Source organism: Planctomicrobium limosum (assembly GCF_051465645.1).
In the GTDB taxonomy this organism is placed as follows: domain Bacteria; phylum Planctomycetota; class Planctomycetia; order Planctomycetales; family Planctomycetaceae; genus Planctomicrobium.
In genome coordinates this window covers 1779668-1801710 of sequence record NZ_CP195790.1, presented here as the reverse complement: position 1 = coordinate 1801710, position 22043 = coordinate 1779668, and the positions used below count along the sequence as shown (strand labels likewise).

The window sequence follows — 22043 nt, the reverse complement described above, 5'->3', positions numbered from 1 at the left end:
CCGAGTGAAATCACACGGAGGCTTCTTTTTTTTATTGCCACAACGATTGACGCAGCTCGTTGAGTGTCACCTTTAAGCTTTTTGCCAACTGCTTGAACTAAGGTTCGAGAAGTTGACGCTCAAGGCTGAGGCATCAAACAAGAACGGCTGGAAAGCAGTTCTTGCCGTAAATTACTTAGATGCGCTTCCGCCTTCTGGAGCAGCAGCTGGAGTTTCAGCAGGAGCAGCGGCTGGCGCAGCTGCAGGTGCTTCACCTTCCTTTGGCTGTGCTGGAGCGGTTTCGGTAGCTGGAGCAGCAGGAGCGGCTGGTTCGGTCTTTGGAGCGCAACCGAGTGTCCATGTTCCCATCAGAGCAACTGTCAGTACAGCACAAAGCTTCTTCATTGAATTCTCTCCTCACGAGTTCATTAAAAAAGACGCAACACACAACGATCGCTTAGTAAAGCGTCCGGTTTGTCTACATGTAATTTCAATACCCTATTGAATTCACCGGCAAAAAGCGACTCATTCCTTACAACATTCTCCGGCAGTTTTTGCAGGTGGGGGGGCGACGATTTCGAATCGTATCGTCTAGGGGAGATGGGACGTCTCGACGAATCTCGGAAAGTAAGTAAAAGAACGATTAACCGCTAAATCCATCCCGAACCGCTTTTCCGTTCAATTCCGCATGTCCATCAGGACGATTGATCAGATTAACTGTCATTGTCGATAGGACCGCCATGTTTGGGCCATGCCTTGAAATGGTGGAAGAGGTGCGATTCAGCGGATCTGAATTGTTCCTTTAGGATTTTCCCCCCTCGAAAGAGAGATTGTCAGCAGGATGCTGGAGCAATCGATGAAACACGCACGTAAGCGCTGGCTAGCTCTGATTGCGATCTGCCTAGGTGTGGCATCGCCGGCCTGGTCTCAATCAGACGCCTTCACAGCTGATCCTTACTCAGGGGCAGGGCCATTTGCCTTCTCTGACGAATCGGGATCAGTTCGGCTCGGGCAGAGTCCATCAGGAAGTGTCACACAGGTGCAGGGGGAATTCTCTGTGCCAGCACAGGGACCTGATCCTTTCGCTCCAGAGGCGGTTCTGGGGCCAGTCGCGCCTGAATACTCCGGGACGACATTTGTGGGGGACGGTGGTCTTGGCTATGCCAGCATGGCCGCCCGCAATGAAATCTTCTGGCGCATGGGCCGCGTCAATATCGATCAATATGGCTACGATGGTGGATACACGCAGTTCAATGCGTTTGTTCCGCTGTTCGGTAGCCCTAATGATACGTTGTTCTGGGTGAACCCCCGAATCAACGTGACCGACTACGGGTTGGCTGCTGCCAATCTCGGGGGGGGGATTCGCAAGTATAGCCCGGGACGCGATCGCGTTTGGGGGGCTTCCGCATGGTGGGACTTCGACGACGGCCATAGTCGCTCCTTTAGCCAGGTCGGCGGTAGCTTCGAGTCCATCGGCGAGTACTTCAGCCTGCGAGGGAATTTTGCTGTTCCAGTCGGGGAAACAACTGCGAAATTCAACGTGCAGAATGTTCCTGGTGGAACCTCGTTCACAGGTAAGAATATTTCGATCCTGCAATCGTTCATGCGTGAAGACGCTTACGAAAGCTACGACGTTGAAGCAGCTGTCCCAATGCCATTTCTGGGGCAGTACGGTTTCGATTTCGGAATCGGTGCTTACGTCCTGAACAACAGTGAAGTCGGAAGTGCAACTGGGGTGAGTGCCCGTGCTCAGGCCCAGATCAGTGAAAACTTCTGGTTGAATACAATCTACACCTATGACAAGGTGTTTGATTCGATGGCTTCGGTGAACTTCGAGTACACCATTCCAACCCGTCGCGCATCACGCTGGTTCCGTCGTGCTCCAGTTCAGTCTTACATGACTCAGTCTGTTCAACGTCGGTACCGAGTACCTGTACGACAGACAGAAGGAACTCAGACGATTCTCGCGACCAAGAATGGCGCGATTATCAACGTTGCGTTCATCGATCCAAACGACATCAACGATCCAGAACACTTCGATTCGGTCTTCCAGTTTGATAACGATGTGGACAAAGCTGACTACCAGCTGATCTATGTCTTCCGTCGAACAGACGACACCGATGCCAACCTGAATACCGGTATCACATTGCTGGATGACCAGATTCTGGTCGGCCAGGGCCTGAACCGTTCGATTACAACGGACCAGGGGGTTGTTGCCCTGCCTTCAAGCGATGGACCAGCTCCGCTGCTGACCAACTCTGGTGCTGCTGACCCAACTCGTGCTGTGATCACTCTCGCGAACAATAACGAAGTCGTTGGCTTCCGTATTGACGGTGGGAACACAGCTGACGGGATCTCAGGAACTGCGATTCAGTCATTCAATATTCACGACAACGCAATCGAGAACATCATTAACGGGATCAACATCACCACTAATACCGGTGCTGGTTTGAACTCATACGGGATCATCGAGAACAACTCCGTCGCAGGGAACACCAACCTGGACAACGATTATCCATCGTCCTCCGGCATTAGTGTCACTCATCAGGGAATGGGAATTCTTGACCTGCTGATTCGCGGCAACGTGATCCGTGGAATTGATGAAGATGCGAATGCAAACGGCATCCTGAATGATGAAACCACAGCCGGTGTGGATCAGGACTTCGACGGGATCATTGATGCCGATGAAGATCTGAACGGAAACGGAATTCGTGATGGCGTCGGGATTCGTGTTCTTGCTGAACGCGGAACCATCAACGCCAGTGCTCCAACCGTGGACGGCGGCGAGACCGGGATTCTCAACAACACTGTTCTTCGCAGTGCCAACGGAATTGAAGTCCTCGTGGCTCCAGCTCCAGGCGAAAGTGCAACGATCGACCTGACAATGAACGGCAACACCGTTGCTCAGTCGACCGCTCCAATGACTGATGGCGGAAAAGCCTTCCTGCTGTCAACAGACGGAACGAATGGAACCAGTGTTCTGAACCTGTATTCCTTCCAGAACAACACCACCAGCGACAACGATGGCGACGGATTGATCCTGGATATCATCTCTCAAGGTCAGTTGAACTTCCTTGGTACTCCAACCTTCCAGGGGAATGATCTTGCTGGCAATGCTGGCACAGGGATGACCTTCAATATTATTGATTCTCAAGTTCAGATCGGCAGCCTGAGTAACCTGACAATCACCGGCAACGACGGTGGTGGACTGGCGATTAACGTTGACGGAGTCACTTCAACCTTCGAAGTTCTCTCGCCAATCGTCGGCAGTACCTTCAGCGGCAACGGTGGAGACGGTCTGGTTGTGTCTGCATCAAATGGTGCGACTGTCGACATGTACTTCGGTTATCAAAGTCAGGGAGCAACCTTCGGGAACACCTTCACTGGCAATGGTTCAACTGTCGGCGTTCCAACAGGCTCAGGTCTGGTTCTGCGAGCAACAGACGGTGGCCAGATCAATACTGCACTGGTGGGGAATACTTTCACCGGGAACAGTGAGAATGGGGTCGTGATCGACGCTCAGACTGGCGGAGTGATTGACCTGACAGGGAAAGCCTTCGCTCAAACTGACGGCAGTATCTGGGTGTCAAACGGAATTGTTGGTCGTCCGACAGGTGCCGTTCGTTCTCAGAACTTCTCTGGCAACGGTGTCCATGGTCTGGCAATCCTCGCCAGCAACGGTGGAAACGTCATCGTCCCGTTCATGAACGGAAACTCGTTCAACGACAACGGTGAAGCTGGCCTGTACATCGGAAGCCTCGGGGGAATTGTCAATCCAGCTGCTTCGTCAGTCACAATCGATTCTGCAGTGGAAAACCTGTTTAACCGGACTGGTTCTGGAACATCAGGGATTCTGTTGAATACCCAGAATGTTGATATCGTTCTCACCAACCTGCTGCGAAATCAGTTCATCGGTGGAAACGCAAACACAGCATTCGGTATCGGTGGGGTCGTCAATGGCGGAAGCATGGAGCTCGAGCTTGTCACTCCAAACAATGCCAACCGCAATCAATTTGCTGACAACCGTGGGGCACACATCGGGATCATCTTCGAAGGTGATGCCACCGCTGATGTGAAGATTGAAAACGGAACCTTCACCAACGCTCTGGCTGACAGTATTAATACTGACAACTTCAACGGAGACGGTGTTGCTCTCATCGCTCGCGATACGGCAACACTCACAGGAAGCATCAGAGGCAGCACCTTCACAGGGAATGCTGGGAACGGGATCTTGCTGGCCCTTGGGGGAGCAAATGCAGATCCGGGACTGTCGAACTTTGCTCAGCTGAACAACTTCATCATCGACCAGAACATTCTGGGGACGACTGCAGCTGGCCAAGGTAACGGCATGAACGGGATTGAAATCCTCCGAGATATTCGCGGTAACGTGAATAACCTGACGGTCTCCCGTAACACTGCGATGGGCAACCTGAACGGTGCCGGTCTCAAGGTGACATCAGCAAACTCTGACTATCTGGATGTTGGTCGTGACACCTTCTATGCCTGGGGCAACGTCTTCTCGAATAACCAGAACGGGATCGAGTTGAAGGTCATGGGCGATGCCGACATGTTTGCAAACATCGGGTTTGCTCAAAGCACTCCTGCTATCAACGCAACTGTCGCTCAGCGTAACTTCATTGAGAACAACTCGATGAACGGGATTCTGGCTTGGGAACAATCAGGCACAACTGCCGACTCTCGATCAATCAGCGGAACCTGGACCAACAACGTCATCCGCTATAACGCAGATGACGGGATTGACTTCCGGACTAACGCAGGTGATCCGATTAACAACCTGAACGGTGGTCTGTTCATCGGAGTTGGACCTGTCAATAACACGATCTACGGAACGAACGTGACCAACGGCAACATCATTGCCTACAACGGACGAGACGGGATCGATATTACCGGCGGTGGTCTCTACACAATCGCTCACAACACGATTGCTTACAACGGAACGGATACCGGGTTCAATAACCTGGGAATGGCAGGGTTGAATGTGACTGGAAGCATGTTCGAGACTGGCGGTCAGCCATCCTCGTCAGTGTTTACACCGATCACGGCTTACTACCAGAACGTGATTGCTTATAACAACGTCATCTCGTCGAACAACGGTGACGGTGTTCAGTGGATTGCTGAGCCAAGCTACGATTCCAACGGCTTTGCGTATGACTCACGGCTCGAGCTGACGAACAATGCGATCAATAGCAATACCGGCCGCGGTATCGACATGCTGATGCGTCCGACGCTCGACACGGATCCTACAGACTCAGATAACACGGATCCAGACGTTGGACGGATCGCTGGCATTGTGGGTGCATTCCCATCGATTAACTTTGGGAATATTGGGGAAGTGCGTGGCGAAGTCCTGATTCAGCAGAACCAGGTCGCAGGTAACCAGCAAGAAGGGATCTATCTGGTCACGTCCAACTCTGGTAACCAAAGTGCCGCAACAACAAGTAGTACAATTTTGGAGCAAACCGGATCTATCGGTGCAGCTTATCACCTGACGATCGACATCCTTGAAAACCAAATCAACGGTAACGGGAATGCTGTGACGAACTTCCCAGCAACCGGTTTGGTGATGCGAATTGGAACGACAGCTGGTGTGAGTTCGATGTCAGATACTCAACCGTATAACCCATTCTCTCCTTATGCACAGGACGCTCCTTTTGCGATTGGCGGAATTTCCGGGGTGGTGGCAACAGTTGAGAACAATCGCTTCTCAGGGAACCAAGGGGATGACTTCTTCGTTCATTCGTTCACTTCGACTGTCGATCCAGGTACTACTACCGGGACATGGTCAGCGACCGAGTTCACTGTCACTTTCTACCAGGCGGACCCATTGGCACGACTTGATCTGATCTTTGGTGGAAACATCATGGATTCGATGACTGCGAATAACGAGAACACAACAACGAACGTGACACCGGACAATCAGGTCGGTGCGTTCTACAGCAATGCAGATCCGTTCAAATCTCGGTTGAATACCTTTACAGGAACAACACCGAATGGACCGTTTTCAAGCAACGCTCGTCGTCGAAATGCGACTCGTCTGCGGTCTGATTGGAGATCCGACCCAGGTGACCCATCAACTGGCACCCTTAATCCAGATCCCCCAGCTCAAGGCGGGACATGGGAATACGACGGGATGGGGAACAGCACCTTCCGTATCCGTTACTCTGCAACCAACACGATTGGTGGAGTCTTGATTGGAGCACCAGGCGCCCTGTTTAATCTGGATGATCCAGGGATCATCACCGGTGCAGGGATGGCAAATGGATTTGGGTTCACAGGACCAAACCTCTTCGGGGAACTTCCATTCGGATGGGGCCAGTTCTAATCTGAAAATGTGTTGAACGTTGGAAACAGCGTCGAGAACCGGGGGGCTTTGGTCCTCCGGTTCTTTTTTGTTGGTAAATGCTGATTCCAGCGCTCAGGACAAGGATTGCCGTTGATTGTTGCGGCGAGCGAAGTCGTTAAGATGTGGAGAAGCGAGCAGTTCGGTCAACTGGCAGTGGGAATTTACAGGTTCAGATCCCATCAGCACCGATTCCGTCTGCTCTCGTTTCAGCAGGTTTGTCGAGGCAGGACTCACAGACCAGTTTGAGAGTCGTGTCATCGAATGTGGAAAGCAGGCCCGGCCGTTATGCACCATCCGTCGTTTTCGGATTTCCAGTCATTTGCTTCAGGGGCGAACCTGGTGCCGGTGTATCGTGTGCTTTACAGCGACACGTTGACACCGGTGTCGGCCTATTGCAAAGCCGGTTGGAAGTCAGGTTCGTTCCTGTTCGAAAGCGTTGTCGGTGGCGAACGGATCGGTCGGTATTCGTTTCTCGGGGGCGATCCATTTTTGCGTATCGAGGCGTTCGATCGAGAAGTGATCACGACCAGTGAAGGAAAAGAAGAACGTCGCACAGTTAACGATCCGCTCAACGAGCTCGAGTGCCTGTTGAAGCAGTATCAGTCAATCACATTGCCCGGCCTGCCACGATTCACTGGCGGAGCAGTTGGGTACGCTGGCTACGACGTTGTTCGATATACCGAACGACTGCCGAATGCTCCTGAAGATGACCGAAAGCTCCCTGATCTTTCGTTTGCATTGTATGACTCGATGATCATCTTTGATCATATTCGCAAAACAACGATTCTGGTTGTTCATGCAAAAACGGACGTTCCTGATCTGAAAGCCGAGTACGATCTCGCCTGTTCGAAATTAGACGCACTCTGTCAGAAGCTGCAGCAGAACGATTGCGGGCTGACGATGCCTGACGTCGATCTGACCTTAAATGAACTTCCCCCGTGGAAATCGGACTGCACGCGAGAAGAATACGAGAATGCTGTCCGTGCGTGTCAGGAATACATTCGCGCTGGCGATATCTTTCAGGTTGTTCTCAGCCAACGATTGGAAGTTGATACGAATTCAACCCCAATGGAGGTCTATCGAGCTCTGCGTGTTGTGAATCCGAGCCCCTTCATGTTCCTGCTGGAGACCCCCAATTGCACACTGGTGGGGAGCTCTCCTGAAATCATGGTTCGTGTGGAAGAAGGGACAGCCACAATTCGACCATTAGCTGGAACTCGCCCACGCGGAGCCACCGAAGAAGAGGATCAGGCACTCGCGGCAGAATTACTTGCAGATCCCAAAGAACGGGCCGAGCATGTGATGTTGATCGATCTCGCCCGAAACGATGTCGGACGAATTGCTGAGTACGGCTCGGTGACGTTGAACGATGTCATGGTCGTGGAACGTTACAGCCACGTGATGCACATTACCTCCAATGTTTACGGTAAGCTGCGACCTGAACTCTCCGCGTTGGCTGCCTTGAGGGCAGGGTTGCCAGCAGGAACCGTTTCCGGGGCTCCGAAAGTTCGAGCGATGGAAATCATCGACGAATTCGAGAAGCATCGCCGAGGTCCATACGCAGGTGCCGTCGGGTACATCGATTACACCGGAAATATGGATACCTGCATTGCCTTGCGGACCATCGTCATGATGAACGGCAAGGCTTATGTTCAGGTCGGTGCAGGGCTGGTCGCAGACAGCGTTCCAGCCAGCGAGTATGAGGAAACGATGAACAAGGCCCGGGGCCAGCTGAAAGCATTGGCATTGGCAGAAACGATCTCGCGACATCAGCAAAACAGGTAATTTGCATTCGGATTGCTGTTTCGCTGTCAGGCCAGAGCTCACCTTGAAGTCTGATCTTCATTGATTGTTGCTACTTACGACAATTATCGACGTTCGTCGAGCAACGGACATTCCCTGCCTTGGTTAGGCGGGATGGGTGGTCGTCGCCAATTTGTCGTCTTCCTTGTCGCCGTTTGTTGATGGTCTGGTCGAACAAGGTTGCATCAGATTTCGTCAGAACTCTAGAATCCTCAAATAATTGTGAAAGAGTTTTGAAGCCTGCATTCAAAATTCGATAACTGATTTAGCCGAGTTGGAATCCAACTCTGTTGATAATTGCCCGTGAATCAGAGGCATGCTTTCGAGTATGCAATGATTCCGGTATGACGTGATTTCTTTTGCAGATCATTGCGTGATCGTAGTCGAAATCGATCTGTGTCTTTCCTTCCACACTTTGAACACCCATTACAACTGGAACTATGAACAGGCCGACCGACGTCCGGGTTAAAGACGCAATCATCACATTCGAAGAATTTCCCTTTCGGGTTCCGCTGAAATTTGGCGGCCGAGTGATGGACAAGCACAAAATCATGAATGTGGAGGTCACTCTTGAAACGAGAGACCGCCGCCATGCAACTGGGCTTGGAAGTATGCCGGTTGGCCCAGTCTGGGCATGGCCATCCAGCGAAGTCACTCCCGAGCAAGCTGAAAAAGCGATGTGTGACTTTGCGGAACGAGTTCTGACTCTGACCGACAGTCTGGATGAGTTCGCTCACCCTGTTGATCTGGTGTACCTCATTTCCGCTGAGTATTACCACCTTGGCAAGGTGGTTGCTCGCGACCACCGCCTTCCGGAACCGGTTCCTCCGTTGGCTCAACTCGTTGCAGCCAGCCCTTTAGATGCGGCTCTGCACGATGGGTTCGGAAAAGCGCTCGGGTTAAATTCTTACGACACTCTGTCCAAGGAATTTATGACCCACGATCTGGCGTACTATCTGGACGACCAGTTCAAAGGCGAGTACCTCGATCAGTACACGTCTCGGAAGCCAAAGGAAAAACTGCCGCTTTACCATCTGGTTGGTGCATTGGATGCATTGACTCCGGAAGATGTGAAGAACTCCCCGAATGATGGGCAGCCTGTCACTCTGGGTGAGTGGATTGCAGCGGATGGATTGACCCATCTGAAGATCAAGCTGAACGGCGACGATCTCGATTGGGATATCAATCGCGTGCTCTCAGTCGATCGCGTGACTGCAGAAGCGCAGGCGAAGCGAGGCTGTCAGGCATGGTTCTACTCTCTCGACTTCAATGAGAAGTGTGCGAACGTTGAGTATGTGCTTGAGTTCCTGAAGAGAATTCAGGAGACCAATCCTCAGGCTTATGACCGTGTCCAGTATCTGGAACAGCCAACGAATCGCGATTTGAAGGCGCATCCAGAGAACAAGATGCATCGGGCGGCCGAATTGAAGCCAGTTGTGATTGATGAATCGCTGCTGGACTACGAATCGCTGCTGCTGGCTCGTGAGCAGGGTTATAGCGGCGTCGCACTCAAGGCATGTAAAGGACATACTGAGGCACTGTTTGCAGCAGCAGCTGCTCAGAAGCTCGGGATGTTCCTGTGTGTCCAGGACCTGACCTGTCCGGGCCGATCATTCCTGCATTCGTGCAGTCTTGCTGCTCGAATTCCAGGTGTGACTGCGATCGAAGGAAACGCCAGACAGTTCTGCCCATCAGCGAACAAACTCTGGGCGCGTGAGATCCCAGAGATGTTTGACATCAAAGACGGAACTGTCAAAACCGGAATTCTGACCGGCCTCGGAATGGGATACTAAATCGTTCGGTCGATGCATGGGCGCGATTTCAAACCTGCCGCATCGACTGTCCTGATAGAACAACTGTTTCGACAATCTGATTGAACCTGCAGGGGAAGGTGATTTTGCACCTTCCCCTCTTTCATTTGTATGGCTGCCATTCCTCGAGGTTGCACTTGCGATAGTGTCACCTGCTGAAGTGATACTTGGACTTACATGAATTGCGACTGTTATCGAATTGCATTCCTGCATGTATTTCCAGACAATAATGGGAATGCGTATTCGGCGATCCCGGCTTGATCTGTTGATCTGTTGCTCTGTGTGCGCCGTCCAAAAGTAGATGAGGTTGCTTTCGACGAGCGGAAGCTGACCTGCGTCTGTTTGAACGGTTGCAGCAAGTTAACGTGTCAGATCGAACGGTTTCGTGTTTACGCACTACGGAAGTGACTCGGGCAGCGCTGTCCGCATCAATAATGGTCTCAACCGTGGTTATTCCACATTCAATGACAAGGAATATCTGCATGAAGCTTTCAGTGCTCAACTGGAAACTGGCTGTCGTCATGGCAGCAATGACAATGGCGACGCCGCTTGCTGTTTGCAGTGCCGAAGAACCAGCAACAGTTGTGTTGCAGGCTCAGGATTTGAAGCTCAATGTGCCAAAGACCTGGAAACAGCAACAGGTCGCGAGTCGGATGCGTCTGGCTCAGTACGCCATCGCTCCTGTGGAAGGCGAACTGGAACCAGCTGAACTCGTGGTCTTTCCACCAATGGGTGGGTCCGTTGCAGAAAACGTGAAGCGCTGGGTTGATCAGTTCAAAGGTGATGGCCGAAGCGTGAAGATGACTCAGGGGACATCTCCACAGGGCAAGTATGTTCTGGTCGATTTGACTGGAACCTACAATAAGCCAGATGGCCCACCAATTATGCAGAAGACCAAGCCAGTTGATGGCTATCGAATGATCGCAGTCATGCTGCAGACTGAAAAAGGAAATTACTTCCTGAAGCTGACCGGTCCTGAAAAATCGGTCGGTGCAACAGTGACTGACCTCCGCAAGTCATTCGGTGCAGATGAGACCAAAGAAGAGCCATACTCGTACTAGAGCAATTTGCATTTTAACTTCCCCTGTATCCGCAACTCAGGAAATAGTTTCGGCATTCATTGGGAGTGAAGGTTTCGATGAGGGCTCCGATTCGCTTCCAGAGGTTCTCAATGGTCCGTTCGGCGAATTTGCGGAGGAGTGCTTTCAGCTTCGAGAACGCTTTCTCAATCGGATTGAAATCCGGTGAATAAGGCGGCAGATAAAAGACGCTGGCCCCGACCGCTTCAATGGCTTGAATGACTTCTGGCTGTTTGTGACAAGGGAGATTGTCCAGCACCACAATCTCTTTGCGATTCAATGTCGGAACCAGCCACTGCTGGATGTACGCCAGAAATGATTCCCGATTCATGGGGCCATCCAGCACCATGGGGGCCGTCACGCCGGTGCAGCGGAGTGCGGCAATGAATGTGATCGTTTTCCAGTGCCCATGTGGCACCTGACTGCGGACACGTTCCGACTTGTTCCCCCAACCGTAAAGTCGGGCCATCTTCGTGTTGGCCCCGGTTTCATCGAGAAAGATGAGCCTCTGCTGGGGCTTGGGGCGAACCAGAATCCCCCACCAGCGACGCTTCTCTTTCACGTCAGGACGTTGCTGTTCTGAGGCGTGCAGAACTTTTTTTGAGCCGGATTCCCCAACGACGCAAGGTGCGACTCAATGCTGAAACAGAGATGGCCAACCCTAACTGATCAATCAGGGACTGCAACGTCAGGCTGGAATTGTCTGCAATGGCCTGCCTGATGTCCGCTTGACGATGGGCGACTTTGGATTTTCGCCCCACTCCAGCACGGATCGGTTCGAGAGATCCGGTTTTCTGACGATGGTGAATTAGGCTCCAAACTGTTTTCCGGTCGACCCGATACGTGCGAGCCACCTGAGACTGACTGACACCCTGGTCAATCGCTTCCAGTATCCGACGCCGCAAATCGACGGAGAGTGCATTCGACATAATGGTCCTCCATGACGCGACACACTCTCCCAAATTCGACACATCATGTGGAGATCAATTTGCAAAATGCTCTAAACCGGTTTAGTCTATGATGCGGCCGCGAAGCAGGTAGAAAAACGGATCTGAAATTCGAGACCTCATTCTCTGGCGAATCGCCATTGGGAGTGAGGTCTTTTCTGTTGGAAGTGGACTGGATTCAGGCTGGAAGCGAAAAGGGCCTGACGTGCTGTACGTCAGGCCCTTCGTGGTCTTGTCTCAGGATTGCTCGAACATCATTGCTAATGAATCATGCTCGAGCGCTTTCCTTATGACTTCTTTTCGAATTCAGCATCGATCACGTCGTCGTCACTTGGATTGGATGTCCCGCCAGTTGCTTCCTGTCCGGCTTGTCCGTCCTTGCTTGCGGCTTCGTAAATGTGCTTGCTGAGAGCATGTGTCGCGTGCTCGAGGTTTTCGAGTGCCGATTTAATTGCTGCAGGGTCATCACCCTTCTCAGCTTCGCGAACTTTCTCCATTGCTGATTCGAGAGCAGACTTGGAACCTTCGTCCAGCTTGTCGGCGTGCTCTTTCATCGTCTTCTCGGTCTGATAGACGAAGTTCGAGGCACGATTACGAACTTCAGCCAGTTCTTTTCGCTTACGGTCTTCGTCAGCGTGAGACTCGGCGTCTTTTCGCATCTTTTCGATTTCGTCGTCCGACAGACCACTGGACTGCTGGATGGTGACTCGATGTTCCTTACCGGTCGATTTGTCTTTGGCAGAAACGCTCAGGATCCCGTTCACGTCGATATCGAACTTCACTTCGATTTGCGGAACTCCACGAGGTGCTGGTGGAAGCCCTTCGAGGTTGAACTGATCCAGCAACCGGTTGTCGGTTGCCATTGGGCGTTCCCCCTGGAAGACGCGAACGGTCACTGCTGTCTGATTGTCAGCGGCAGTCGAGAACGTTTCGGCCTTGGTTACAGGGATCGTGGTGTTACGTTCGATCAATGCGGTCATCACACCCCCTTCGGTTTCGATCCCGAGAGAGAGTGGCGTCACGTCGAGCAGGACGACGTCTGTCACGTCACCGGCGATGATCGCCCCTTGAATCGCAGCCCCGATCGAAACAACTTCGTCCGGGTTGACTCCCTTGTGAGGTTCTTTGCCGTTGAACAACTTCTTCACAAGTTCCGCAACGATTGGAACTCGTGTTGATCCCCCAACGAGTACGACTTCGTCGATATCTTTTGGAGTCAGTTTGGCATCTTTCAATGCCTGTTCAACTGGCTTGCGGCAGCGCTCAACAAGTGGGTCGATCATGCGTTCAAACTGTGAACGGCTGATCGTCAGCTGAAGGTGCTTGGCTTCGAAAATGAACGGCAGGTTGATCTCGGTGCTCTGCAGAGAAGAGAGTTCCTTCTTTGCTTTTTCGCAAGCTTCACGCAGACGCTGCAGAGCCATTGGCTCTTTTCGCAGGTCAATGCTTTCCTGCTTTTTGAACTCTTCGGCGACGAAGTTGATCAAAACATCGTCGAAGTCGTCACCACCGAGGTGCGTGTCCCCGTTGGTTGAAAGCACCTCAACAGAGCCTTCTTCCACTTCAAGAACAGAAACGTCAAACGTTCCGCCCCCGAGATCGAAGACGACGATCTTTTCGTCCTTCTTCTTTTCGAGCCCGTAGGCCAGAGCGGCGGCAGTTGGCTCGTTAATGATTCGAGCGACTTCGAGTCCGGCGATTTGACCGGCGTCTTTTGTTGCCTGACGTTGTGCGTCGTTGAAGTACGCAGGAACGGTGATCACAGCCTTGTTGACGCGGTGGCCGAGATAGCTTTCAGCGGCGTCCTTCAGCTTCATCAGCACCTGAGCTGAGATTTCAGGTGGAGTGTATTGCTTGCCGTTGGCGTCGATCTTCACGTACTCGTTGGCACTGCCGACCACTTTGTACGGAACGATTTTCTCTTCCGATTCGACTTCGCTGTGGCGACGTCCCATGAATCGCTTGGCAGAGTAAATTGTATTGGTCGGGTTGGTTGCTGCCTGTCGTTTGGCTGGCTCACCGACGAGGACGTCACCTTTGCTTGTGAAAGCAACAACGCTGGGGGTCGTCCGAGCGCCTTCCTGGTTGGCGACCACTTTCGCTTCGCCACCTTCCATGACCGAAACCACGGAGTTCGTGGTTCCAAGGTCGATTCCGATAATTTTTTCTGAGACGGCCATTGTTTACTCCCGAATCGATCTTGAGCAGTTTGCTCGATCGAGTGTCCGCACTGCGGCATCCTCGATTGGCGAAAGACTGACTCCCGCGTGACAGGTAACTGTTATTTCCGATGGTAAATCGCCCGGTTCGAATTGCGAACCACTTTTTAAGGCACCCCTTCAGGAATTCATCTACTGGAAGGGAGGCGATGATTTGTGGCAACGAACGCAGACGATCTGTGATTTCAAATCAGCACAGTCATTTCCGGCAGCGAGCGTTCCATGACTACGATTGCAAACTGATACTTGCAAGCCGCGTGCCGGTTTTTGAATCAATAGAAAATATTTGGAAGTGGTTTCTGTTTATTGATTTACGTCTGGCGGCCGTGTTAGGGTGGCTGTCAGGATGGCATCGTGCAGACAGGTGGCAGACAATCTGGCTGCTGCCGTTTTTGCAGAGGCGATGGAATGACAGATCTATCTGACCGGTACTAGTACCTTGGGAATGAAAGCGAGCCTGTACACACATCGGGAGTACAGGCTCGCAGTTCTTCATTCACGTTCGTTGGCTGCGGTGCGGCCACTGATCGACCAAATACGGTCTAGAAGCCTCGGGCTTCCTTGATGTCGGCCATCGTTCGCAGGTCGTAATTGATACCGACATAGTCAAGCAGTGAGCAAAGTGAACGGACGGCAACGCCCATTCCGTCTGGCCCACTGAATCCACCGAACTGTCCGCCCCCTTTGAGGTGCGGTTCGAGCTCCAGGAAGGTGCCTGGCAGGCCGAACTTCTGCATTCTGGCATTCACTTCCGGGACATAATTGCGGAAGTCGCGGAAGATCAATTCGTGCCCGGAATCACCGACGTTTGCTGGAACGAAGTTCTTCAGGCGTTCTTCATCGACGTAACCGCTCCAGGTCAGGCCAGGAACGATCGAGTAGTCCTTCACGTGAATCCAGCCGATGTACGGCCGCATTTCTTCGTATTCAGCGTAGCACTGGACCGGGTTCATGTTCTGGCAGGAAAGGTTTCCACCGTCGAAGATTACCACGAGATTGTCGCGGTTAATCTTGCGAGCAAGTTCTCCCAACATTCGTCCGTTCTGACCAATCAGATTGGCTTCGACTTCCAGACCATAAATGATGCCGTGCTTGCCGAATTCATCTGCAATTTTGGCAATCAGCGGAACGGCCTGATCGACATAGCTATCCGGAGCTTCGCCTTTGGGCTGGTAGAAGGAGAATCCGCGGATCAGCTTGGCCCCGAGTGCTTTTGCGGCGCGAATTGTCGCGGCCACTTCACCCTGCATGTATTCGTCGATTGGAATGTATTTGTTATGTGAACCGTCTTCCTGATTCAGCAGCTTGATCTTGCCAATGCGAGACCCGATGCTGGTGACGGACATTCCGTATTCTTTATGCAACTCGGCCAGTTGGGCGAGTTCTGCGTCCGACAATTCGACGACGTGCTTTACAGTTCCTGAACCGGTGACATCAATGAACCGTGGGCTGTAGTATTTCAACCCCAGAGCAGACAGAACGGACAACTGCTCAACAGCGGTTTTTCGGTTCGCGGCTTCGTCAGCAAACGCACTCAATTGAATCGTAGGATTCTGCGACATAAGGCAACTCAACTCCGACAGGGTCCAGAACTAAAAATTCAGCCCGATTGTGGGATGTCGGCTAGCGTGATGCAACAGTGTGAACCTGAGAACACCGGTGATATTCCGTGACATCAGCTGTTGTATCAATGTCGGTTTTTGTATTTGTGAATTTGTGAGAGAATTTGCCCTGAAATCACGCCGCATTTGAATGTCGACCGGGAATCGTGTAAATCGATGCACAGGGAGCAAGCGAACCAGTCTGGAAGTTCCGAGTCGACTGATCCGCCTGTTTTTCTGGCTTACCCGATGTGATTTATTGCGTTCAGCAACTTTTTTGAGGCTCTCATGGCGAAATCAGTGGTTCTCGCGTACAGCGGGGGGTTGGATACCTCGGTTCTGGTAGGCTGGTTGATGGACCAGGGGTACGACGTCCACTGCTTGTATGTGGACCTTGGACAACCCTGCGAAGATCGTCCAGCGATTCTCAAGAAGGCCCTTGATATCGGAGCCAAGTCGTCGATCGCTGTCGACGTCACCGAAGAACTGTGCCGTGATTTTGCGTTTCCAGTTCTGCAATGGCAGGCGAAGTACGAGACCATTTATCTTCTCGGAACATCAATCGCTCGCCCTCTGATCGCGAAAGCATGTTTGCAGCGGGCACGAGAAGTCGGGGCTGAGGCATTCGTTCACGGAGCAACCGGCAAAGGGAACGATCAGTGTCGCTTCCAGTTGGCGGCTGAAGCACTCGATCCGAACGTGAAGATCATCGCTCCATGGCGTATGGAATCCTTCCGTCAGCAGTTCCCTGGTCGTACGGAGATGATTGCTTACTGCGAGCAGAAGAATATTCCGGTCAAAGCGACTGCCAAGAAGCCATATTCTTCAGACGAAAACTGCCTGCACATCAGCTATGAAGCAGGCGTCTTGGAAGATCCGGCCGTCGACGGAATTCCGAATATCGATTTCGGGATGACTGTCTCTCCTAAAGACGCGCCAGACGTCGAAACGAACGTCACTGTCGGGTTCGAGTCCGGTGTGCCAGTCTCTGTGAACGGTGAGAAACTTGCCGCTGACAAGATCGTTTTGAAGCTGAACGAGATCGCCGGCAAGAACGGTGTGGGGCGCATCGACATCGTTGAAAACCGCTTCGTCGGGATGAAGTCTCGCGGGGTTTATGAGTCTCCGGGAATGACCGTTCTGTACACGGCTCATCTCGCATTGGAACAACTGACACTCGATCGGGATGCCGTCCATCTTCGGGATCGATTGAGCCCTGAAGTTGCCGAGATGGTTTACTACGGCTTCTGGTACTGTGCGAAGATGGATGCTCTCATGGCATTCATCAATGAACTGCAGAAGCCAGTGACAGGCGAAGTAACGATCGGCCTGTACAAAGGGAACGCCCGCGTTGTCAGCCGGACTTCTCCACAGAGCCTGTATGACGAAGCGATCGCTTCAATGGAAGCAGGCGGAGAAGAGTACAACCAGACAGACGCAACTGGCTTCCTGCGAATTCTTGGCGTTCCGCTTCGAGTTCAGGGCCGCGTTCGCCCACGTCAGTACTAATAAAGCAGGCAACGTCCATTCCAATTCGAATTGAGACGTTGTAGTGCAGAGGTGACGCAGAGTGAGACTTCAGGCAGGTAGGTGATTCGGTAACACGAATTGCCCACCTGCCTTTTTTGTGGATGCAGTTCAGCAATTGCTCTCTACGAGCATTTATCTGAACGCAGGAGTCATGGAATGCATGGAAAACACTGGATTTCACGCAGTCAGGGCAGGTAAACTCGTTCGGAAATGACTTCGGTCCTTTACGGCCAACGCCGCACGATCGATGACGGATTGAAAGACGCCGAATTCAATGGATTGGCGGCCAATCTAGTATCACACGCCGTCAACGGGATTGAAGTCGATTTGCTCGATTAGGGTGATGACATCCTGCCAGTGTTTGACGCTCGGCTTGATGTGCAGATGGAACTGCCATGCCGGACTACAACAGAATTCAGTCGCCAGTCGCGGCGCTGACTCCCTTCATCTTTCAGAAGGGGTGTGTGGCATTTCTTGTCGGAGCATGGTTGCTTGGATCTGTTCAGTCAGGATGGGCCCAACCGACATCAGCAAACAATGCACAAGAACGTGCCAAACAGTTTTCTCCAGCCGGAACCGGAACTGTCACCTCTTCGCCAACAGCACTGGTGAAGTGGCAGTTGTGGAGCAGTGAAACGTTTCAAGCTGCGGTTGAAAAGAAGCAGCCGATCTTTCTATTCATTGCTGATCAGGCGGATCACTGGAGTCAGGCGATGCAGCGGGAGGTGCTCTCGCTGCCCGAGATTGCTGACGAACTTAACCGCAATTTTACCTGCATTTACCTTGATCAAGAGCTCCATCCAGAGCTGGCAACTGTTTATCAGATTGCCAAACAGGAGTATCTGCGTCTGGCCAAGACTTCAACGCAACTCCAATGGCCGGCTGTCCTGTTTCTCACTCCCGAGCAGGAACCATTTGCAGCAGGGACGTACTCACCACTGCATGACCAGCCCGGTCAGCCGGGGTTCGCGTCGGTGTTGCGACATGTTCATCAGGCATGGACGACTCGCGAGATCGATGCTCGCAGTACGGCAGGCATGATCGGGAAGCAAGTTACCAGGAAGTTCCAGCCAGGGAAGTCCACTGCATCCGTCGATCAACAACTGGTCGATGTTGTTGTGCAGTCCGTCACTGCAAATGTCAGTTTGATGGCGGGCTTGTCGGAAGGAACATCTGACTCACCGGAGATTGCTTCCGACTTGCGCTATCGTGTGGACCCATTCTGTCTGCAACTGCTTCAGTCACAGTCCGCAAAGCCTGTTGAGGCGACACTGAATCCAGTGTCTCTTGTTGATCAGGTCTTGCGAAAGCTGGGAGACAGCGGCATCTATGATGCGATTGGCGGCGGATTTCATCATGGGGCATCGAATGCAGATTGGACTGTCCCTCGATTTCAGAAACTTCTGACAGACAATGCGCTGCTTGCCGAGGTCTACTTTGATGCCTATCGCCGCACTGGCCGGGAATCGTACCGGCGAACAGCAGAGCAGACCTTGGATTTTATTCTCCGGGATCTGACCGCAACCGACGGCGGGTTCTATTCCTCTCTCGGAGCCGACAGCAGTGGAGGGGAAGGAAGATATTATGTCTGGACGCGCGAGGAACTCGAACAGTTGCTGCGTCCCAGCGAGATGCGTATTTGCCTGACGATGTACGGGTTGAACGATCCTCACACGTTTCCGGCAGGGTATGTTCTGGCGAGGACCGGCAGGATTGAAGAGATTGCCGGTCAGCTCGCACTGCCAGTCAAAGAGCTGGAAGTGCGCCTTGCCGAGATTCAAAAAAAGTTGTTTGACAATCGCCAGCAGCGTCAACCGCCAGAGCGAAGTCAACTGATATTAACCTGCTCGAATGGTCTCGCGATTCGTGTACTGGCTGCAGCAGGAAGTGTGTTGAAGCGTCGAGATTACATGGTCGCGGCAGAACGAGCGGCTCTGCGCATCTTGACGCTGCATCGTGATACTTCCGGCCGGCTGCTGAGAACCGCTCATAATCAGCCAGTTGCTCCACCTGCGATTCTTGATGACTATGCATGTTTCGTCAGTAGTCTGCTGACGTTATACGATGTGACGGGGGAGGAGAAGTGGCTGAATGCTGCGCGACGTCTGACCGACGAACAGATCGGGGCATTCTGGGACCAGCAACAGCATGGGTTCTTTCTGACTCCGCACGGGCAATCGGTCCCCATGACTCGGGTGAAGCTTGCGACGGATGGGGCGCTTCCGTCCGGTAATGGAGTCTCTGCACAGAATCTTGTTCGCCTCAGTCGCACCCGATTTGGTGAATCGTATCGAAGCCATGCAGCAATGACGCTGGCCGCGTTTGGTGGATCGCTGGAGCAGACTCCATCACGGTCTGCGACGATGGCACTGGCGTTACAGGATCACCTGCATTGGTTTGGTCGTCTGGAACCAACGGGAGCAGCTGGGGAAGGGCTCTTCACTGGGGGACTTTCGACACCACGAGAACTTCCGGGCACACCGAAATCCTCTGGAATGTCCCCTGACGCCGGTCAATCAAAGGATGGCTCTCCCGGACGTTCCCCCGGTCGCTCTGTGCCGCCTGGCCAGAATGTCCCGAGTGTTGATGCCGTGAAACCGAGCGGGAAATCTGAACTCCCCTCGACTCCGAAAGCAAAGGAACTTCCTGACGCAACGCTGCAGAATTCAGGTACCCCACGTGCGATGCCATCGGACCTGAAGACGAAGCCTGAATCCGCGCCAGAATCAGTGCCGATGACGAATGCGGAGGCAATGTCTGACAAGAAGTCCGAAGGGATGAAAGGGATCAGTTCGGATGTCAAATCTGAAGTAGTGTCTGAATCTGCAACTCGATCAACACAGATGAAATCGAACTCGATTCGATCGACAATTGACGAGCCTGTTGCGCCTATCGTGAAGCCGGGAGTGCTGATTCCGTCTCCGGTCGAAGTCATGCAGAACCCGAATTTGACGGCGCAGGCGTTCGTGACGATGCAGGAGTTGCCAGCAGGGCATCGCTGTGCAGTCGTGATCGATCTGAATGTTGTTGACGGCTGGACGATTCTTGCCGCACAAGAGCAGACTGTCGGGCTGACCCCGCTTCAAGTGACAGTTGTTTCACCAGTTGGTGTCACCATTGGAGATATGCGATTTCCTCACCCGATTGACGTTCCACAAACCGACGGATTGCGTTCACTGTTGGGGATTGCCGGGCAAACCGCGATCATTGGCTGGATTTCCGTGCCTGAAGAAATTCAGGGGGAACAGGTTCTGACTCTCCGGATTGATTACCAACCGTGTCGTGGACAGGAACGCCTTCCGCCGCAGGAGATTCACCTGACTGCAAAAATGAATGTTGCCCGAAAAGGAACGCCAGTAACTCGGGCAAATGTTCCTGAAATTGAAGAGATTTTGAGGCGAATCAACTCCCCGGAAACCAAACAAAGAAGCGAGGAATCCGCGCCTGAACAATAGTTGTCCGTCCATGTCGGTGCAGCCGGGGTGAGTCTGCTGGTGATGCATTTTGGCAGCAATGAATCCACCACTCCCGCAAATTTCTGTCCGACCTTTTCGAATTCGCCAATATATTTGCGTACACTGATTCTGCGGATTACCATAAACCTTTATTCGGCACCGTGAGTAGTACTATCGATACCTTTCCACGCACATGCGGCGCCCTTCAATGATTTTGAACGAACAATCTGGTCGTCTGCACTTCACAACGTTCCGAGTCCTGCTTGGAATTGTATTGTTCTTCGAATTGTCGTTCCCAGAATTTGCGAGTGCCGAAGCTCGGGGACAATCCCGATTCGCGTCCGTCGATCTCTTGTCTGCGGAAAGTCCTTTCCCCGGCAAAACATGGACGTATTTCTCTGGACGTCAGAACTCGAAAATTTCGGATACCTGGCGGATCGCTACGGATCAGGAGACCGGGAAGCCACTGCTGATCTGCTCTGGAGAGCCACATGGTTATCTGCAGACGGTGAAGACTTACAAGGACTTCGAACTGGAAGTGGAGTGGCGGTATCCGGTTGATAAGAACGGGAACAGCGGGATTCTGCTTTTCATCAACGGCGAACCTCAGATCTGGCCAGCCTCGGTGCAAGTTCAACTTTATCAGCCAGAGGCCGGAAGTACCTTCGCCAGCACTGGAATGCATCTCTCAAACGAGATTCGCAAGGTGCCGCAGTTCGCCAAGCCTGTTAACCACTGGAATCGTTGTCAGGTCGTATGCAAAGCCGGCACAATCTCGGTCTCCATCAACGGCCAAAAGGTTGGTGAAGTGGCCGGGAGCCAACCGAGTTCCGGGGCAGTCGGGTTGCAGAGCGAAGGGGCTGAAGTTCACTTTCGAAACTTCATCATTCGTGAGCTGATCGAAGAAGAACCAGTTCCGGCGACTCCCGAAGTCGAGCCTGCTGCAAGCCTGATTGAGAAGTAACGATCGCCGCAGCCGTCGTCCGTTCCTGGTCGGGGCGGTCTACCAAGTGGTCGCGCAGCAGTCTTCTTAACAGGAGTAATTGCTGATGCCCGATTGTCAGATCGCGATTCATTTCTGAAATTGCTCTGAGGAGTGTTGCGCAGCCCCTTTCTACACAGGCTGCTGCGTTTTTAAACAAAGCTTGCGACTTCGCTTGAATGGCCTTGGCCGTAATGTCGGCCTTTTGTGCCGGTCGCGTTTTCGCTGAGAGTGCTTTGCGGCATTGACTGCCGTATCTCAGACGAATGCTTG

12 protein-coding genes are annotated in these 22043 nt (G+C 52.6%); 8 read left to right on the top strand and 4 right to left on the bottom strand.

Translation table 11 applies throughout. From position 1 onward, the window contains the following. Positions 1-171: 171 nt before the first annotated feature. Positions 172-384 (bottom strand): hypothetical protein, encoded by a 213-nt coding sequence (locus tag SH527x_RS06720; RefSeq protein WP_437193883.1) that lies wholly within the window; start codon positions 382-384, stop codon positions 172-174. Between the two features lie 451 nt (positions 385-835). Between SH527x_RS06720 and SH527x_RS06715 the strand changes: the two genes are divergently transcribed. The 4 genes from SH527x_RS06715 to SH527x_RS06700 all read left to right on the top strand — a co-directional run bounded on the left by SH527x_RS06715 (position 836) and on the right by SH527x_RS06700 (position 11018). Next, entirely contained in the window at positions 836-6322 is a 5487-nt protein-coding gene (locus SH527x_RS06715; RefSeq protein ID WP_437193882.1) for a beta strand repeat-containing protein, read from the top strand. 306 nt (positions 6323-6628) lie between these two features. After that, positions 6629-8128: an anthranilate synthase component I gene (trpE, locus tag SH527x_RS06710; protein WP_437193881.1), complete on the top strand. Its 1500-nt coding sequence runs from the start codon at positions 6629-6631 to the stop codon at positions 8126-8128. Positions 8129-8586: 458 nt separating this feature from the next. After that, the gene (locus SH527x_RS06705; protein WP_437193880.1) at positions 8587-9939 is read left to right on the top strand and encodes an enolase C-terminal domain-like protein; all 1353 of its coding nucleotides are present in this window, start codon (positions 8587-8589) and stop codon (positions 9937-9939) included. Positions 9940-10439: 500 nt separating this feature from the next. Further along, positions 10440-11018 (top strand): hypothetical protein, encoded by a 579-nt coding sequence (locus tag SH527x_RS06700; protein WP_437193879.1) that lies wholly within the window; start codon positions 10440-10442, stop codon positions 11016-11018. A gap of 13 nt (positions 11019-11031) precedes the next feature. On the opposite strand, the gene SH527x_RS06695 is transcribed toward SH527x_RS06700, so the two are convergent. From SH527x_RS06695 to SH527x_RS06685, 3 genes are all read right to left on the bottom strand, one after another. Continuing rightward, positions 11032-11965, bottom strand: a protein-coding gene (locus SH527x_RS06695) for an IS630 family transposase (RefSeq protein WP_437193878.1) whose coding sequence is annotated in 2 segments (ribosomal slippage) — positions 11032-11625 and positions 11627-11965 — 933 coding nt in all. Because the reading frame shifts where the segments join, the coding sequence is not laid out codon by codon here. Between the two features lie 305 nt (positions 11966-12270). Continuing rightward, entirely contained in the window at positions 12271-14163 is a 1893-nt protein-coding gene (gene dnaK, locus SH527x_RS06690) for a molecular chaperone DnaK (RefSeq protein WP_437193877.1), read from the bottom strand. A 581-nt stretch (positions 14164-14744) separates the two neighbouring features. Further along, complete coding sequence (locus SH527x_RS06685; protein ID WP_437193876.1) at positions 14745-15764, bottom strand: sugar phosphate isomerase/epimerase family protein; 1020 nt, start codon at positions 15762-15764, stop codon at positions 14745-14747. 327 nt (positions 15765-16091) lie between these two features. Between SH527x_RS06685 and SH527x_RS06680 the strand changes: the two genes are divergently transcribed. The 4 genes from SH527x_RS06680 to SH527x_RS06665 all read left to right on the top strand — a co-directional run bounded on the left by SH527x_RS06680 (position 16092) and on the right by SH527x_RS06665 (position 21752). Continuing rightward, on the top strand, positions 16092-17312 hold the full coding sequence (locus SH527x_RS06680; RefSeq protein ID WP_437193875.1) for an argininosuccinate synthase: 1221 nt from the start codon (positions 16092-16094) through the stop codon (positions 17310-17312). Between the two features lie 231 nt (positions 17313-17543). Beyond that, positions 17544-17672 (top strand): hypothetical protein, encoded by a 129-nt coding sequence (locus SH527x_RS06675; RefSeq protein ID WP_437193874.1) that lies wholly within the window; start codon positions 17544-17546, stop codon positions 17670-17672. A gap of 56 nt (positions 17673-17728) precedes the next feature. Then, a complete protein-coding gene (locus tag SH527x_RS06670) occupies positions 17729-20788 on the top strand; it encodes a DUF255 domain-containing protein (RefSeq protein ID WP_437193873.1) in 3060 nt (1019 codons plus the stop codon). 208 nt (positions 20789-20996) lie between these two features. Continuing rightward, on the top strand, positions 20997-21752 hold the full coding sequence (locus SH527x_RS06665; RefSeq protein ID WP_437193872.1) for a 3-keto-disaccharide hydrolase: 756 nt from the start codon (positions 20997-20999) through the stop codon (positions 21750-21752). Positions 21753-22043 lie beyond the last annotated feature (291 nt).

What these genes read in the sequence shown, in the direction of transcription:
- SH527x_RS06670 (WP_437193873.1), top strand. Translation starts at nt 17,729, where the DNA reads ATGCCGGACTACAACAGAATTCAGTCGCCAGTCGCGGCGCTGACTCCC.
- SH527x_RS06685 (WP_437193876.1), bottom strand. Translation starts at nt 15,764, where the DNA reads ATGTCGCAGAATCCTACGATTCAATTGAGTGCGTTTGCTGACGAAGCC.
- SH527x_RS06700 (WP_437193879.1), top strand. Translation starts at nt 10,440, where the DNA reads ATGAAGCTTTCAGTGCTCAACTGGAAACTGGCTGTCGTCATGGCAGCA.
- SH527x_RS06665 (WP_437193872.1), top strand. Translation starts at nt 20,997, where the DNA reads ATGATTTTGAACGAACAATCTGGTCGTCTGCACTTCACAACGTTCCGA.
- trpE (WP_437193881.1), top strand. Translation starts at nt 6,629, where the DNA reads ATGCACCATCCGTCGTTTTCGGATTTCCAGTCATTTGCTTCAGGGGCG.
- SH527x_RS06705 (WP_437193880.1), top strand. Translation starts at nt 8,587, where the DNA reads ATGAACAGGCCGACCGACGTCCGGGTTAAAGACGCAATCATCACATTC.
- SH527x_RS06675 (WP_437193874.1), top strand. Translation starts at nt 17,544, where the DNA reads ATGACTTCGGTCCTTTACGGCCAACGCCGCACGATCGATGACGGATTG.
- SH527x_RS06715 (WP_437193882.1), top strand. Translation starts at nt 836, where the DNA reads ATGAAACACGCACGTAAGCGCTGGCTAGCTCTGATTGCGATCTGCCTA.
- dnaK (WP_437193877.1), bottom strand. Translation starts at nt 14,163, where the DNA reads ATGGCCGTCTCAGAAAAAATTATCGGAATCGACCTTGGAACCACGAAC.
- SH527x_RS06680 (WP_437193875.1), top strand. Translation starts at nt 16,092, where the DNA reads ATGGCGAAATCAGTGGTTCTCGCGTACAGCGGGGGGTTGGATACCTCG.
- SH527x_RS06720 (WP_437193883.1), bottom strand. Translation starts at nt 384, where the DNA reads ATGAAGAAGCTTTGTGCTGTACTGACAGTTGCTCTGATGGGAACATGG.